The sequence below is a fragment of the Nocardia vermiculata NBRC 100427 genome (assembly GCF_001613265.1).
Lineage (GTDB): Bacteria > Actinomycetota > Actinomycetes > Mycobacteriales > Mycobacteriaceae > Nocardia > Nocardia vermiculata.
In genome coordinates this window covers 157,955-174,209 of the sequence record NZ_BDCA01000008.1, presented here as the reverse complement: position 1 = coordinate 174,209, position 16,255 = coordinate 157,955, and the positions used below count along the sequence as shown (strand labels likewise).

Annotated in this window: 12 protein-coding genes; 11 read left to right on the top strand and 1 reads right to left on the bottom strand. The window is 67.6% G+C overall.

Going from position 1 to position 16,255, the window contains the following annotated elements:
* The 10 genes from urtB to NV2_RS12630 all read left to right on the top strand — a co-directional run bounded on the left by urtB (position 1) and on the right by NV2_RS12630 (position 14,055).
* The gene (gene urtB, locus NV2_RS12675; protein ID WP_067872606.1) at positions 1–888 is read left to right on the top strand and encodes an urea ABC transporter permease subunit UrtB; all 888 of its coding nucleotides are present in this window, start codon (positions 1–3) and stop codon (positions 886–888) included.
* A complete protein-coding gene (gene urtC / locus NV2_RS12670; protein WP_067872337.1) occupies positions 885–2,003 on the top strand; it encodes an urea ABC transporter permease subunit UrtC in 1,119 nt (372 codons plus the stop codon). The genes urtB and urtC overlap by 4 nt, the downstream gene beginning before the upstream one ends.
* Complete coding sequence (gene urtD / locus NV2_RS12665; protein WP_067872335.1) at positions 2,000–2,806, top strand: urea ABC transporter ATP-binding protein UrtD; 807 nt, start codon at positions 2,000–2,002, stop codon at positions 2,804–2,806. Before urtC ends, urtD begins: the two co-directional genes overlap by 4 nt.
* A 5-nt stretch (positions 2,807–2,811) precedes the next feature.
* The gene (urtE, locus tag NV2_RS12660; RefSeq protein WP_067872609.1) at positions 2,812–3,504 is read left to right on the top strand and encodes an urea ABC transporter ATP-binding subunit UrtE; all 693 of its coding nucleotides are present in this window, start codon (positions 2,812–2,814) and stop codon (positions 3,502–3,504) included.
* A gap of 10 nt (positions 3,505–3,514) precedes the next feature.
* Entirely contained in the window at positions 3,515–4,216 is a 702-nt protein-coding gene (locus NV2_RS12655; RefSeq protein ID WP_281198535.1) for a GntR family transcriptional regulator, read from the top strand.
* Positions 4,217–4,267: 51 nt separating this feature from the next.
* Positions 4,268–7,927 (top strand): urea carboxylase, encoded by a 3,660-nt coding sequence (gene uca / locus NV2_RS12650; RefSeq protein WP_245662570.1) that lies wholly within the window; start codon positions 4,268–4,270, stop codon positions 7,925–7,927.
* A gap of 146 nt (positions 7,928–8,073) precedes the next feature.
* Complete coding sequence (gene atzF / locus NV2_RS12645) at positions 8,074–9,777, top strand: allophanate hydrolase (protein WP_067872597.1); 1,704 nt, start codon at positions 8,074–8,076, stop codon at positions 9,775–9,777.
* 149 nt (positions 9,778–9,926) lie between these two features.
* Positions 9,927–11,066, top strand: a complete 1,140-nt coding sequence (locus tag NV2_RS12640) for an LLM class flavin-dependent oxidoreductase (protein ID WP_067872332.1) — start codon at positions 9,927–9,929, stop codon at positions 11,064–11,066.
* A 34-nt stretch (positions 11,067–11,100) separates the two neighbouring features.
* Positions 11,101–11,769, top strand: a complete 669-nt coding sequence (locus tag NV2_RS12635) for a CE1759 family FMN reductase (RefSeq protein ID WP_067872330.1) — start codon at positions 11,101–11,103, stop codon at positions 11,767–11,769.
* A gap of 60 nt (positions 11,770–11,829) precedes the next feature.
* A complete protein-coding gene (locus NV2_RS12630; protein ID WP_373863558.1) occupies positions 11,830–14,055 on the top strand; it encodes a thiamine pyrophosphate-dependent enzyme in 2,226 nt (741 codons plus the stop codon).
* A 6-nt stretch (positions 14,056–14,061) separates the two neighbouring features.
* Here the strand turns inward: NV2_RS12630 and NV2_RS12625 are convergent, their stop codons facing one another.
* A complete protein-coding gene (locus tag NV2_RS12625; RefSeq protein WP_067872593.1) occupies positions 14,062–15,252 on the bottom strand; it encodes a cytochrome P450 in 1,191 nt (396 codons plus the stop codon).
* 110 nt (positions 15,253–15,362) lie between these two features.
* Here NV2_RS12625 and NV2_RS12620 point away from each other — a divergent pair, with 110 nt between their 5' ends.
* Positions 15,363–16,205 (top strand): SAM-dependent methyltransferase, encoded by an 843-nt coding sequence (locus tag NV2_RS12620; protein WP_067872327.1) that lies wholly within the window; start codon positions 15,363–15,365, stop codon positions 16,203–16,205.
* The last annotated feature ends 50 nt before the right edge of the window (positions 16,206–16,255 follow it).

The following is a 16,255-nucleotide window of genomic DNA, read 5'->3' as shown; positions in this document are numbered from 1 at the left end:
ATGGAAGCACTTGTCGGGCAGCTTTTCACCGGTCTGAGCTTGGGATCCGTTCTGCTGCTGGCGGCCCTCGGGTTGTCGCTGACCTTCGGGCAGATGGGCGTGATCAACATGGCCCACGGCGCGTTCATCATGTCGGGGTCGTATACGGCCTACACGGTGCAGACGTATCTGGTGTCGAACACCGATATATCGTTGATCGTGTCGCTGCTGGTCGGGTTCCTGGTCGGCGGTCTCATGGGTGCCGTCCTCGAGGTAACACTGATCAAACGAATGTACGACCGGCCGCTGGATACCTTGCTGGTGACCTTCGGGGTGGGCCTGATCCTGCAGCAGGCGGCCCGGGATATCTTCGGTGCGCCCGCGGTCCGCGTGGTCTCCCCGGAATGGCTCGGTGGCGGGGTGGAGATCCTGGGGGCCGTGGTCCCCAAGACCCGGATCTTCATCATGCTGCTCGCGGTGCTGTGCGTGACGGCCATCGCGGTGACCATGAAGTACACCGCAACGGGCCGGCGTATCCGCGCCGTCGTACAGCATCGTGATCTTGCCGAAACGAGCGGAATCTCCAGCCGCAGCACCGATATCACGACGTTCTTCATCGGTTCCGGTCTCGCCGGTGTGGCAGGTGTGGCGCTGACGTTGATCGGTTCCACCAGTTCCAATACCGGCGCCAACTATCTGGTCGACGCCTTCCTGGTGGTGGTGATCGGCGGCCTCGGGCAGATCCGGGGTGCGGTACTGGCCGCGGTGGCGCTGGGACTGCTGAATTCGTTCATCGAATACAGCACCACCGCCTCGGTGGCAAAGGTGATCGTATTCGTCGTCATCGTGATCTTCCTGCAGGTCCGCCCGCAGGGACTGTTCATGATCCGGTCGAGGAGTCTGGTATGAGGGAATTCCTGACCACCCGCTGGAAGGTCTGTTCGGGGTTCGCGCTGGCCGCCGTGCTGTTGTTCGCGGTGGCGCCCGTGGTGCTCTCCGATTTCCGGCTCAATCTGCTCGGTAAGTTCCTGTGCTTCGGCATCGTCGCGGTCGGGATCGGTGTGGCCTGGGGGCGGGGCGGAATGCTCACCCTCGGTCAGGGCGTGTTCTTCGGGCTCGGCGCGTACATCATGGCGATGCATCTGAAGATCTCCGACGCCCAGCTGCGCGGCGACGATGTACCCGATTTCATGCAGATCGCGGGAATCGGTGAGCTGCCGGCATATTGGGTTCCGTTCTCGTCGCCGGTGGTGACGATCCTGGGGATCTTGATCGTTCCACCACTGGTAGCGGTCCTGCTGGGACTGGGCGTGTTCAAACGCAAGGTCAAGGGCGCCTATTTCGCGATCCTGTCGCAGGCGCTGGCGGCGGCCTTCGCGATCCTGCTGGTCGGCCAGCAGTCCACCGGCGGCAGTAACGGGCTCAACCGGTTCCGCAGCTTCTTCGGGCTGGCGCTCAACGATCCGATCAACCGGCGGCTGCTGTTCTTCATCGCTGCCGGCACCCTGCTGGTGATCGTGGCGCTGACCCGGCAGCTGATGTACAGCCGGTACGGCGAACTGCTGGTCGCGGTGCGCGATCAGGAGGAACGGGTGCGTTTCCTCGGCTACGACCCGGCCAACGTCAAGGTGGTCGCGTATGCGGTGGCCGCGCTGTTCGCCGGTATCGCCGGGGCGTTGTTCGTACCGATCGTGGGGATCATCTCTCCCGCCGATATCGGGATCGTGCCGTCCATCGCGTTCCTCACCGGGGTTGCGATCGGTGGCCGCACGACTCTGCTCGGCCCGGTACTGGGTGCGATCGCGGTGGCCTGGGCGCAGACCAGCTTGTCGGAGAGCTTCCCCTCGGGCTGGGTGTATGCGCAGGGCATCCTCTTCATCGTCGTGGTCGGGTTCTTCCCGGCGGGCCTGGCGGGCCTGGTCACTCTGCTGCGACGGCGGAAACGCCGTGCGGACGAGGATCCGGCACCCCCTGGGCCGGCGCCGCAACCAGCAGCCGCTACCCCGGTGGGAGTGCCGTCATGACCCAGGAAACAACCACCGCACCGGTCGCGGGTGGCAACGCCGGTATGCACAGCGATTATCTGGAAGTCCGGGGCCTGAGTGTCGAATTCGACGGATTCAAAGCCGTATCGAATGTCGACCTGACCCTCTTCCAAGGGGATCTGCGGTTCCTCATCGGACCCAATGGCGCCGGCAAGACCACCATCATCGACGCGATCACCGGTTTGGTGTCGGCCACCGGGTCGGTGCAGAAATCCGGAGTCGAACTACTGGGCAAGAAGGTGCACCGGATCGCCCGGCTGGGGGTGGGCCGCACCTTCCAGACCGCGAGCGTGTTCGAGGAACTGTCGGTCCTGCAAAACCTCGATATCGCCGCGGGGGCAGGCCGGTCGGTGTGGACCATGCTGCGCCGCCGCCCGGCCGAGGTTTCGGAATCGGTCGAGCGGGCGCTGGAAACGATCGGGCTGACCACGCTGCGGAACAAACCCGCCGGAACGCTGGCCCACGGCCAGAAACAGTGGCTCGAAATCGGCATGCTGCTGGTCCAGGACGCCTCGGTGCTGCTGCTGGACGAACCCGTCGCCGGGATGAGCCAGCAGGAGCGGGAGGAAACCGGCAACCTGCTGCGCCGTATCGGCGGTGAACGCACGGTCGTCGTGGTCGAACACGATATGGATTTCATGCGCAACTTCGCCACCTCGGTGACGGTGCTGGCCCGCGGCGCGATCCTCGCCGAGGGGTCGGTGGCCGAGGTGCAGGCCGATCCCGCCGTGCAGGAGGCGTACCTGGGTACGGCCGCCGTCGCGGAAGAACAGGAAGGGTGACCGCGATGCTCGAACTCATCGACGTCCACGCCGGATACGGACGCACCGAGGTGGTGCACGGGGTCGGGGTAGAGGTCCCGGCCGACGGGGTCGCCGCGATCATGGGACACAACGGGGCCGGGAAGACCACCCTGCTGCGTGCCGCGGTCGGACTGGTGAAAACCGGTCGCGGCCGGATCCGGTTCGACGGCACCGATATCACCTCGCTGCGCCCCAGTGCGCGGGTCAAACGCGGGATTGCCTATGTTCCCCAAGGTCAGCAGTGCTTCGGTCATCTCACCACCGCCGAGAATCTGCGCGTGGTGGCCGACGGCCGTCAACGGGGCGCGGCGTTGATCGACGAGCAACTGGATCTGTTTCCGGCGCTGAAGGATCTGCGCAACCGTCGCGCCGGGCTGTTGTCCGGCGGGCAGCGCCAGCAGCTGGCCATCGCCCGCGCACTCATCACCGAACCACGCATGCTCATCCTCGACGAACCCACCGAGGGCATCCAGCCGTCGGTGGTCGCCGAGATCGAGAACACCATCACCGAACTGGTGGGGCGCGGTGGGCTCGGGGTGCTGCTGGTGGAGCAGCACATCGGCTTCGCACTGCGCGCGGCCAGCCGGTATTACGTACTGGAGAGCGGCCGGGTCACCTCGACCGGGGAGGGTGGTGCCGGTGCCGTCGACACCGTTCGCGCCGCCATGACTCTTTAGGCTGCGCGTCGTGACCGAACCACGAAGCAAACGCGAATCCCGTAGCGACACTGTGTACAAGGCGTTGCGCGACGAACTGATGGGCGGCGCGCTGGCACCGGACGAGCGGCTCGGCGAGGAACGGCTGGGCGAACGCTACGGCGTCTCCCGGACTCCGGTGCGGGAGGCGCTGGCCCGGTTGCAGGCCGACGGTCTCGTCGAACGCCGTGACGCCGGTTTGTTCCCGTATCGGCCCCGCCTGGACACCCTGGGTGACTACTACGAGTTGCGGATCACCCTGGAAGTCCAGGGCATCGCCCGCGTACTCGACGATCCTGATCTGGGCCACGACCGGGCCGTGCTCGGTCCGGAGCTCGACCGGTGGCGCGCCTTCCGGACCGCGCCCCCGGAACCGGATGCCGGTTTCGTCGACGCCGACGAACAGTTCCACACCGTCCTGCTGGCATCTTCGGGTAACCACGCCCTCACCGAGGCCCTGCGCACGGTGAACGCCCGGATCCGCCCGGTCCGGATGTTCGACTACCTGACCCCCGACCGCATGCTCGCCACCATCGACGAGCACATCGCCATCGGCGAGGCCGTCCTGCAGCGCGACTTCACCAACGCCCGCGAGCAGCTCCTCGCCCATATCGACCAATCCCGCCGCGTGGTGGCCGACCGGGCCGGTCAGGTACTCCAGCTGACCCGCCTGGCCCGCGCGACCACAACCTGATTTTCCCGGCTACCCCGGTAGCCGGCACTGTCCACGCCGAGAGGATCGACCGTGACCGAGACCGCCCCGCAGTTGTATACCCCACTGCATACGCCGCTGCCCGAATGTCTGCTGATCGCCAATCGCGGTGAGATCGCCTGCCGTATCCTGCGCACCGCGCGGCGGCTGGGGATCGATACGGTCGCGGTGTTCTCCGATGCCGACGAGGATTCCCGGCATGTGCGGATGGCCGATCGCGCGGTCCGGCTGGGCCCCGCACCGGCGGCGGAGTCCTATCTGCGCGCCGAGGCCGTGATCGAAGCGGCGTTGTCCAGTGGGGCGACGGCGATCCACCCCGGTTACGGGTTCCTTTCCGAGAACGCCGATTTCGCGGCGGAAGTGGAAGCGGCGGGTATCGCTTTCGTCGGGCCGGCCGCCGAACATCTGCGACTCTTCGGCGATAAGCACAGCGCCCGCCAGGCCGCCGCGGCGGCGGGTGTGCCGCTGGTCGCCGGGAGCGGGTTGCTCGCGGGGCTCGACGAGGCACTGGCGGAGGCCGATCGGATCGGCTACCCGGTGATGCTCAAGACGGCCGGGGGCGGCGGCGGTATCGGGATGGCGGCCTGCGCCGACCCCGCGGAACTCACCGAGACCTTCCAGCGCGTGATCCGGTTGGCGCAGCACAACTTCGGCTCCTCGGCGGTGTATCTGGAACGATTCGTTGCCCGCGCCCGGCACGTAGAGGTGCAGATCTTCGGGGACGGACGGGGTCGCGCGGTATCCCTGGGTACTCGCGATTGCAGTCTGCAGCGGCGAAATCAGAAGGTCATCGAGGAGGCGCCCGCCCCCGGGCTCTCCTATACCGTCAGCGAACGGCTGCTCGAATCGAGCCGGAAGCTGCTCGGCGAGTTCGGCTACCGGTCCGCCGGAACCGTCGAATTCATCTACGACGTGGATCGTGGAGAGGCATCGTTCCTGGAGGTGAATACCCGGCTGCAGGTGGAACATCCGGTCACCGAGGCCGTGACGGGTGTGGATCTGGTCGAGTGGATGTTGCGGCTGGCGGGCGGGGATTCCGCGTTCCTCGACGAGGTTCCCGACGCCGGCCCACCCCTCGCCGGTTTCGCCGTGGAGGCCCGCGTCTACGCGGAGGATCCCGGTAACGACTACCGCCCCGGCGCCGGTACCCTCACCGGCGTCGAGATCCCCGGCGCGGATACGCGAGTGGAGACCTGGGTCGAAACCGGTACCGAGATCAGCCCCTACTACGACCCACTGATCGCCAAGATCATCACGGCAGGTGAGAGCCGCACCGAGGCCCTGCACCGGCTCCGCGCGGCGCTCGACGAAACCCGTATGTTCGGTATCACCACCAACCTGCCCCAGTTACGCGCCGCCGCCACCAGCTCCCCCATGCTCGACGCCCGGCACACCACCGCGACCCTCGGTAGTCTGGCCACGATTCGGCCCCGCCTGGAGATCCTGCGTGCCGGCGTCTCCACCACCATCCAGGACTATCCCGGCCGCCTCGGGCTCTGGAACGTCGGCATCCCACCCTCGGGCGCCTTCGACGATCTGTCCTTCCAGCTCGCCAACCACGCCGTCGGCAATTCGCTCGGCGAGAACGGCCTCGAGGCGACGCTGCTCGGTCCGCGCCTACGCTGTACCGACACCACGATCGTCTGCGTCACCGGCGCCGAAGCCCCGATCACCGTGGACGGCGAACCCGTGCCCATGTGGGAGCCGATCATCGTGCCCGCCGGTTCGGTTCTCGATATCGGCGCCCCCCACGACACCGGTCTGCGCACCTACCTCGCGGTCCGCGGCGGTATCCTCGCTCCCGACTATCACGGCAGCGCAGCGACTTTCACCCTCGGCGGATTCGGCGGTATCACCGGCCGCGCCGTCGCGAAAGGCGATATCCTCGGCATCAAACCCGACGCCGGCGGTCTACTGAACCCCGCGCCCATCCCCGCCGAGGACCGCCCCGAATTCGGGCACACCTGGTACGTCGGGGTAGGCGAGGGTCCCCAGCCCGCACCCGACTACTTCACCCCGGCCGATATCGCCCAGTTCTACGACGCCACCTGGCAGGTGCAAGCCCACGCCAACCGCACCGGTCTGCGCCTGGCCGGCCCGAAACCGACCTGGTCACGCACCGACGGCGGCGACGCCGGACTGCATCCCTCGAATCTGCACGACTGCCCTTACAGCGTCGGCGCGCTCAACCTCTCCGGCGACACCCCGATCCTGCTCGGTCCCGACGGCCCCAGCCTGGGCGGTTTCGCCTGCCCACTCACGGTGGTTTCCGCGCACCGCTGGAAACTGGGCCAGATGTGCCCCGGCGACCAGGTACGTTTCGTCCCGGTCGCCGATGACCACACCGCCGGTTTCCGCTCGTCACCGGCACTGCGTGGCCGTAATGTGTCCACCCCCGAATTCCTCGGCGCCCGCGAGGCGGACAGCGGTGTGCTCGGCCGCCGCGACGCCGGTGCCGGCACCCCGGAGGTCAAGTACCTGCGCGGCGGAGACGACAATGTCCTGGTCGAATACGGCCCGATGGAACTCGACCTCGGCCTGCGTATGCGCGTGCACGCCCTGAGCGAACGCCTCGGACAGGCCGCCCTCCCCGGCCTGATCGATATCACCCCCGGTGTGCGTACCCTGCATGTGCATTTCGACGCCGATGTCATCGATCAACGCTCCGTGGTCCGGCTGCTCGGCGAACTCGAGGACGATATTCCCGATACCGCCGATCTCCGCGTCCCCAGCCGCCATGTCGAGCTACCGCTGTCCTTCGACGATCCGAGCATCGTGCAGGCCATCGAACGATACGGTCACGGCGTCCGGCCCGACGCCCCCTGGCTGCCGTCGAATATCGAGTTCATCCGCCGCGTCAACGGTCTCGACAGTATCGACGAGGTCCGCGGTCTCGTTTTCGACGCCCAGTACATGGTGCTCGGCCTCGGCGATGTCTACCTCGGCGCACCGCTGGCCGTCCCGCTGGACCCGCGCCACCGCCTGGTGACCACCAAATACAATCCCGCCCGCACCTGGACCCCCTCCGACGCCGTCGGTATCGGCGGCAATTACCTGTGCGTCTACGGTATGGAATCCCCCGGCGGCTACCAGCTCATCGGCCGCACTGTCCCTATCTGGTCCGGTTATCGGCAGCGCGCTCCGTTCGAAACCGGTAAACCGTGGCTGTTCCGATTCTTCGACCGCATCAGCTGGTATCCGGTCTCGGCCGAAGAGCTGCTCGATCTGCGCGCCGATATGTCAGCGGGGCGTTTCGAGATGCGCACGAGCGTCGGCGAATTCGCGATGGCCGAGCATCTAGAATTCCTGGCGGAGCACGCCGTCGATATCGCCGCCACCGCGGAAACCCGGCAGGCCGCGTTCACCGCCGAGCGACAGCGCTGGGAGGCCGGCGGTGAACTCAACTCCCACGCCGAACCGGATCCGGTCCCTGATACCGCCGATACCCTCCCCCTCCCCGAAGGCTGCGAAATCGTCAGCGCGCCCATGATGGCGAATGTGTGGCGGGTGGAAGTAGCCGAGGGAGATCGCGTCGAGGCCGGTACGACCCTGCTCGTGCTCGAGGCCATGAAGATGGAGCTGCCTGTGGTGGCGGAAGTCTCCGGAACTGTCCGCGCGATCACCGCCACCGCAGGCGACCAAGTGACGACCGGCGCACCTCTGGTCGCCGTAGACCCCCAAGGAGCGGCATAACAATGGAGAAGCTACCTCTGGCCTCCCTCGAGTCGTCCGACGGAGCCGGCACCGGCCCGGGCGGCGCGTCCGGCACGGCCCCCGCCACCCCGGACGCCGGTGGCACCGCTGACTTCGCCCGTGGACCCCGCACAACGGATCACGCTGTGACTGTGACGGCAGCCGAGCGAGTCGCCACCGCCTATCGGGTCATCGCGGAGCAGGACCGGCCCGAGATCTGGATCTCGCTGCGCGCCGAAGCCGAGGTGTTGTCCGAGGCCACGGCGCTCGACGCCCGGGTCGAACAGGGTGACGAGCTGCCCCTGGCCGGAGTTCTCATAGCGGTCAAAGACAATATCGATATTGCCGGTATCCCCACGACCTGTGCGTGCCCCGGTTTCGCCCACATTCCGGACCACACGGCCCCTGCCGTGGTGCGGTTGATCGAGCAGGGTGCACTCGTCCTGGGTAAAACCAATCTCGACCAGTTCGCCACCGGTCTGGTCGGTACCCGCAGCCCCTACGGCGCGGTCCGCAACAGTCGTTTCCCCGACCGGATCTCCGGCGGCAGCAGTTCCGGTTCGGCAGTCGCGGTCGCCCTCGATATCGTCGACGCCGCCCTGGGCACCGATACCGCCGGATCCGGCCGGGTCCCGGCCGCGCTGAACGGTATCGTCGGTATCAAACCGACCCTCGGACTGATCCCCACCACCGGCTTGGTCCCCGCCTGCCCCGACTACGACGCCATCACGGTCTTCGCCCGCGATCTGCCCCTTGCCACGAAGGTCGCGAACACCATGATCGGTCCGGACCCGGCCGATCCCCGTTCCCGGCCCTGGCCTTCCGATACGCCCCTCGGCGCGCCATCACGGCCGACGCTTGCCGTCCCCACCGACGACAACCTGACATCCCTGACCCCCGGCTACCGCGCCGCCTTCGACGCTACTGTCGAGCGCTGGCGAGCACACGGTGGCACTGTCGCCGCGGTCGATATCGCCGAACTGCTGGACGCCGCGAGACTCCTCTACGACGGTGCGATCGTCGCCCAGCGTTACGCCGCTGTCGGCGAATTCCTCAGCGGCACACCCGAAGGCGCCGATCCGGTCGTCTCCGCCATCATCACGGGCGGTGCCCGCCCCACCGCGCACTCCTACGTCACCGATCTCGACCGTCTCACTCGCGCCGCGGCCACTGCTCGCAGCCTGTTCGCCGAATACCCCGCCCTACTGCTGCCCACCACCACCGAGCATCCGACCCTCGACGCGGTGGCGGCCGAACCCATCACCATCAACAGCCGGATGGGCACCTTCACCAATTTCTGCAACCTGCTCGACCTGGCCGCAGTGGCGGTGCCGGGTACGAACACCACCGAGGGCGACCCGTTCGGGGTCATGTTCGTCACGCCCGCCTTCGCCGATCAGATCGGTATCGACCTCGCCGCCCGGCTGCTCGGCACACCCGCTCCCCTGCTCACCGACACCGGCGCCGACCTGCTCGTTGTCGGCGCCCACCTGCGCGGTCTCCCGCTGCACCACCAACTGGAACAGGCCCGCGCCCGCTTCGTCGCAGAAGTGGCGACGTCGGCCGCGTACCGGATGGTCGCACTGCCCGCCACCCCGCCGAAGCCCGGGCTGCTGCGCGTCGGTTCCGGCGGCCGTTGTCTTCCCGGCGAACTGTATCGCCTCTCCCATGCCGCCCTCGGCAGGTTCCTGAGCGGACTTCCGTCCCCCATGGCGCTGGGCAAGATCGAACTGGACGACGGCGAATGGGTGACAGGCTTCGCCTGCGACTTCGAATCCGTCCGGGATGCACCCGATATCTCCGAGTACGGAGGATGGAAGAACTACCTGTCCGCCGCCTCCGAGCGGTGAGACATGCCTCCCGAGCGCTCGTCGGCATCACCATCCGATGAGCCCGATCCCGCCTGACCGGATATGTCCCGGATATGTCAAGGAATACTCCGGCCGCCCACCTCGTTCAGGTGATTGAACTTTGAATCACTACCCGCGAGGAGGCGGCCATGCAGTTCGGCATCTTCACCGTCGGTGACGTCACCGCCGACCCCACCACCGGCACCACACCCACCGAAGGCGAACGCATCGACTCCATGATGCAACTGGCACTGAAGGCCGAAGAGGTCGGCCTGGACGTGTTCGCCACCGGCGAGCACCACAACCCACCGTTCGTCCCGTCCTCGCCCACCACCATGCTCGGCTGGGTCGCCGCCCGCACCGAGAAACTGCAGCTGTCCACCTCGACCACGCTGATCACCACCAACGACCCGGTGAAGATCGCCGAGGACTACGCCATGCTGCAGCACCTCTCCCGCGGCCGCGTCGACCTGATGATGGGCCGCGGCAACACCGGACCGGTCTACCCCTGGTTCGGCAAGGACATCCGCAAGGGCATCGACCTCGCCGTCGAGAACTACCACCTGCTACGCCGGCTGTGGCGCGAACCCGTCGTCAACTGGCAGGGCCAGTTCCGCACCCCACTGCAAGGCTTCACCTCCACCCCGGCACCACTGGACGGCACCCCACCGTTCGTCTGGCACGGCTCGATCCGCTCCCCGGAAATCGCCGAACAAGCCGCCTACTACGGCGACGGCTTCTTCCACAACCACATCTTCTGGAACAAGGAACACACCCAGGAGATGGTGCGGTTGTACCGGCAGCGGTTCGAACACTACGGGCACGGCGCGGCCGAGCAGGCGATCGTCGGCTTGGGCGGCCAGGTGTTCATGGCCGACACCGAGGCTGCGGCCAAGAAGTTCTTCCGGCCCTACTTCGACAACGCACCGGTCTACGGGCACGGCCCGTCGCTCGAGGATTTCACCGAGATGACGCCACTGACCGTCGGCACTCCGGAGCAGGTCATCGAACGGACCCTGGGGTTCGCCGATTACGTGGGCGACTACCAGCGGCAGATGTTCCTCATCGACCATGCGGGCCTGCCCCTGGACGTGGTGCTCGAACAGGTCGAAATCCTGGGTCGCGAGGTCGTTCCGGTGCTGCGCAAGGAGTTCGAGACGCGCCGCCCCGCGCACGTCCCCAGCGATCCCCCGACCCACGCGTCGCTCGTGGCCGCCGGAGCGGATTCGCCGCACCATCTGGTCGAGCCGGCCCGGGAGCGACTGCTCGCCGCCGCCGAACAGGCCTGATCCACGAACTCGGTATCGAAAGAGGATGTCACCCATGTCGCACACCGTTGTGGTACTCACCGCCGGATTGTCACAACCGTCCAGCACCCGGCTGCTGGCCGATCAGCTCGCCGACGCGGCGTCCTCGGCCGTCGCGGCCCGCGGCGAGGCCGTCGAATTCGAATTCATCGAATTGCGGGAACTGGCCGCCGATCTCGCCGCCACGATGGCATCGGGCGGTGTCCCAACCCCCGCGGTGGCGGCCGCACGCGAGAAGGTGACAGCGGCCGACGGCGTCATCGCGGTCACCCCGGTCTTCGCCGCGAGCTATTCCGGGTTGTTCAAGATGTTCGTCGACATCCTCGACACCGAATCACTCAACGGCATGCCCGTACTGATCGCGGCCACCGCCGGGACGGCCCGGCACGCCCTCGTGCTCGAGCACGCGATGCGGCCGCTGTTCACCTACCTGCGCGCCGTCGTCGTGCCGACCGGCGTCTTCGCGGCCACCGAGGATTTCGGCTCGACCGGGCTCGGTGAACGCATCCACCGAGCGGCGGGAGAATTCGCCGCCCTGGTGGTCGCGGTGCCGACCGGAGTCGCGGGATTCCTGCCCGAACCCACCCGCGCGCGTCACTCCGGCAACCATGTCGGCGCGGTGACGCCGTTCAGCGCGCTACTGGCCGGGCATACCGGCACCGCAGAGTCCGGCGCCGGGCACTAGTACACGGCGGCGGGCGCGGAAATCCCGCGCCGGCGCACCCACCGGCAACATGATGGAGGGGTGCCCGCCGAACCGGAGAAACTGCTGGACGAGCTGCTGCGCGCCGGAGTACGGGCGACACCACCCGGACCGGCGCGTGGCCACGGCGAACCACTCACCGCGGACGGCCCCCTCACCATCGGCACCTGTCTGGAACTGTTCGATGCGCAGGCGAGCAGCCGGCATCTGGATCTGGCGGCCCGGCGCCTGGGCGCGGCGGGATCCGGCTACTACAGCATCGGTTCCAGCGGCCACGAAGGCAACGCAGTCCTCGCGCAGGCCCTGCGCACCACCGATCCCGCCCTGCTGCACTACCGCTCCGGCGCATTCTTCGTGCGGCGCTGCACCCGGCTCGGCGGCACGGACCCGATCCGCGATGTGCTGCTGGGAGTGGTGGCCGCCGCCGCGGATCCGATATCGGGCGGGCGGCACAAGGTCTTCGGCAGCGCACCGGCGGCGGTGCTCCCGCAAACCTCCACCATCGCCTCCCATCTACCGAGAGCGGTCGGTCTGGCCTTCGCGATCGACCGCGCCCGCCGACTCGGCCGGACCACTCCGTGGCCGCACGACGCCGTGGTGCTGTGCACATTCGGCGACGCCTCCGCCAACCATTCGACGGCCGCCGGCGCGATCAATACCGCGATACACACCGCCCATCAGGGCATCGCCATGCCCGTGCTGTTCGTCTGTGAGGACAACGGCCTCGGCATCAGTGTGCCCACTCCCCCGGACTGGATCGAGTCGGCCTTCGGCTCGCGGCCGGAACTGCGCTACTTCGATGCCGACGGATCGGATCTGCCGCAGGCGCTGACCGTGGCCGGCGAGGCGGTGGCATGGGTCCGTTCGTCGCGCCGCCCGGCGCTGCTGCGCCTGCGCACCGTCCGCCTACTCGGCCACGCGGGCTCGGATGTGGAATCGGCGTACCGTACGCGGGCCGAGATCGACACGGACCTCCGTCGTGACCCGGTAGCCGCGACCGCCCGGCTCCTGGTCGCGGCGGGCGCGACCAGCCCCGAGGAGATCCTCGACCGCTACGATGCGATCGGCGCGCGGGTTGCCGAGGAAGAGACCCGAGCGGCCCGGGAACCACGGCTGAACTCGGCGCGCGCGGTACGCGCCCCGCTGGCATTCGGCGATACCAGGGTTCCGGATCACACACCGGAACCGGTTCGGGGCGAGCAGGATTCGCCCGCATCATGCACGGGTGGCACCGATCGTCCGGCGCCGACGACAGTGGCGCAGTCGATCAACCACACCCTCTCCGAACTGCTGCGTGAGGACCCCGACGTCCTGGTGTTCGGGGAGGATGTCGGCCGCAAAGGCGGTGTCTACGGCGTCACCAAGGGACTGCAGCGCACATTCGGTGCGCGCCGGGTCTTCGACACCCTGCTGGACGAGCAGAGCGTGCTCGGCACCGCGCTCGGCACCGGTTCGGCCGGTTTCCTGCCGATTCCCGAGATCCAGTACCTGGCCTATGTGCACAATGCCCTCGACCAGATTCGCGGCGAAGCCGCGACCTTGCGCTACTTCTCGGCGGGCCGATACCAGAATCCGATGGTGGTACGGATCGCCTCCTTCGCCTACCAGCGTGGCTTCGGCGGGCACTTCCACAACGACAATTCCATTGCCGCACTCCGTGATATCCCCGGCCTGATCGTCGCCGCACCTGCCCGCGCCGATGATGCCGCGGCCCTGCTCCGCAGTTGTGTGCAACTCGCACGCACGGACTCGAGAGTGTGCCTCTACCTGGAGCCGATCGCGCTCTACCACACCCGCGATCTGTACCGCACCGGCGACGATGGCTGGCTCGCCACTCCCGAAGCGGAGCCGACGACACCGTGGCGGGCTCGAATCCACGGCGACGGAGCCGATCTCACCATCGTCACCTTCGCCAACGGCGTGCCGATGAGCCTGCGCGCAGCACAACGCCTGGCGGACAGTGGTATTCACGCCCGCGTGCTCGATCTGCGGTGGCTCGCACCGCTTCCCGTCGACGACCTACTACACCATGCCGACGCCACCGGTGCCGTGCTGATCGCCGACGAGACACGCAGGAGTGGTGGAGTATCCGAGTCGGTGTGCACCGCACTGGTCGATCACCGATTCGGTGGCCGGATCGCCCGGGTCACCAGCGACGACTGCTTCGTCCCGCTGGGCCCGGCGGCGAATCTGGTGCTCCTGAGCGAAGCGACCATCGTCGCGGCGGCGCACCACCTGCTCGAATCGACACCGCCGGCCCGAGGGTGAGCGGAATCAGCGCAGCGTCACCGTCGTCGGCAGCGCCTCGAAGCCACGGTTGTTGGACGAATGGATGCGCCGCAGCCCAGCGGGGTCGATCTCGTAGTCGGCGACCCGGGCGCTGATCTCGCCGAGCACCGTCCGCAGTTCCAGCAAGCCCAGGTTGGAGCCGAGACAGTGGTGGCGGCCGCTGCCGAAGACGAGTGACTTTCCGGTGTCACGATCGAGATCGAAGACGCCGGGCCGGTCGAAGACCTCAGGGTCCCGATTGGCGGAACCGGTCAGCAGCAACATCCGTGCGCCCGACGGGATCGTCACGCCGTGCAAGTCGATCGGCTCGGTCGTGCTGCGCAGATGCGACTGGGTCGCGGGGTCGTAGCGCATGCCCTCGGCGATCCAGTCGTCCACCCGCCCGCCCAGGGCGGCGGCACGCTGACCCGGATGCGCCCACGCCGCGTGCCACAGGTTGCCCAGCGTCAGCATGGTCGTTTCGATACCCGCGCCGATCAGCAGGATGAGGACCCCGACGATCTCCTCGGGTGTGAGCTTGTCCTCCCCGTCCGCGGCGGCAATGAGCCCCGAGAGCAGGTCGTCGGCCGGATTCTTCGCTCGCTCGATGGTCAGTTCGGTGTAGTAACCCACCAGTGCGCCGATGGCCTGCATCGCTTCGGGTCCCGGCTCGGTCGCCCCTTCGGGGGTGTACATCACCTGCATGCCGAGGTTGCGTACCAGGTCACGATCCGCACTGGGCACGCCGACCAGTTCGGAGATGACTTCGGTCGGATACGGCCCGGCGAATTCGGCCATCAGGTCGAAGCTGCCGCGCTCCAGCAGCGGCGTCAGCAGGCTGGTGGCGATCTCACGCACCCGGGGGGCCAGCGCCTGGACGCGCCGGACGGTGAAGGCGCGCGCGACCAGGCCGCGCATCCGGGTGTGCTTCGGCGGGTCCATGGCCACGAAGGAGAAGAACTGTTCGGCCTGCGGCCCCCAGAACCCCGGTTCCATCCGCATCCCGTTGACACTGGAGAACCGGTCCGAATCACGCAGTGCGGCAATCACATCCGAGTAGCGCGAGAGTGCCCAGAAATCGTCGTCGGCGTTGTGGAACACCGGGGCCTCGCCGCGCAGTCGCTCGTAGATCGGATACGGATCTTCGTGAACTCCGAGATCGTACGGGCTGAATTGCAGTGACGTGGTCGCCGACATTTCCCATCCTCCGCAGCCGCGCGGCGGGTGGCCGCGCCGGTTGGCCATCCGAGCTGACAGGATGACAGTAGTCGATCTTCGCCCGTTGCCGTCGACGAGAGGAAAAACTCATGGAGCCGGTCGCCGGATCACCCGACCCCCGCAAGGACCCGGTGGCACCACCCGGAATCGATATCACGACCCCGCACCCGGCCCGGCGGTACGACTACTGGCTGGGCGGCAAGGACAATTTCGAGGCCGATCGTGCCTCAGCCGAAATGGTGGCCGAGGGCTTCCCCAGTGTTCAGATCGCGGCGTTGGAGAACCGAGCATTCCTGCGGCGCGCCGTCGAATATCTCGCGGCCGAGGCGGGCATTCGGCAGTTCCTCGATCTGGGCGCGGGTTTACCCACCGCCGGCAACGTGCACGAGATCGTCCGCGAGATCGCCCCCGATGCCCACGTCGTCTACGTCGACAACGATCCGATCGTCGCACTGCACGCGCGCAGCCTGCTCGCCGGATCCCCCGAGGGTGCCACGGCGTATCTGGAGGCCGACGCCCGCGACCCGCACAGTATCCTCACCCACCCGGATCTGCTCGCCACCCTGGATCTGTCCCGCCCGGTCGCGCTGATCATGCTGGCGGTGGTGCACTTCTTCACCGACGACGACAGACCCTACGACGTGGTGCGGCAATTGCTCGAGGCACTGGCACCGGGCAGCTATCTGGTCATGTCGCAGGCCACCAGCGACTATCTGTCCGAAGAAGATCTCGCACAGAGCGCGGAGGCCAACGAACGCAGCGGTATTCCGTTCCGGTTGCGCTCGACCGAGGAGTTCGGCCGATTCTTCGACGGGCTCGAACTGATCGAACCCGGCATCGGTTCGATCATCAACTGGCCCACCGAGTCTCGTCGTGCCCACCCACGACCGCAAGCGGTCTCCATGCTGGGAGCAGTGGCCCGCAAGGTCTGACCCGTACCCGTCCGGCCCGAATACGACCTCGGCCCCGGTTCCGTCGGCGA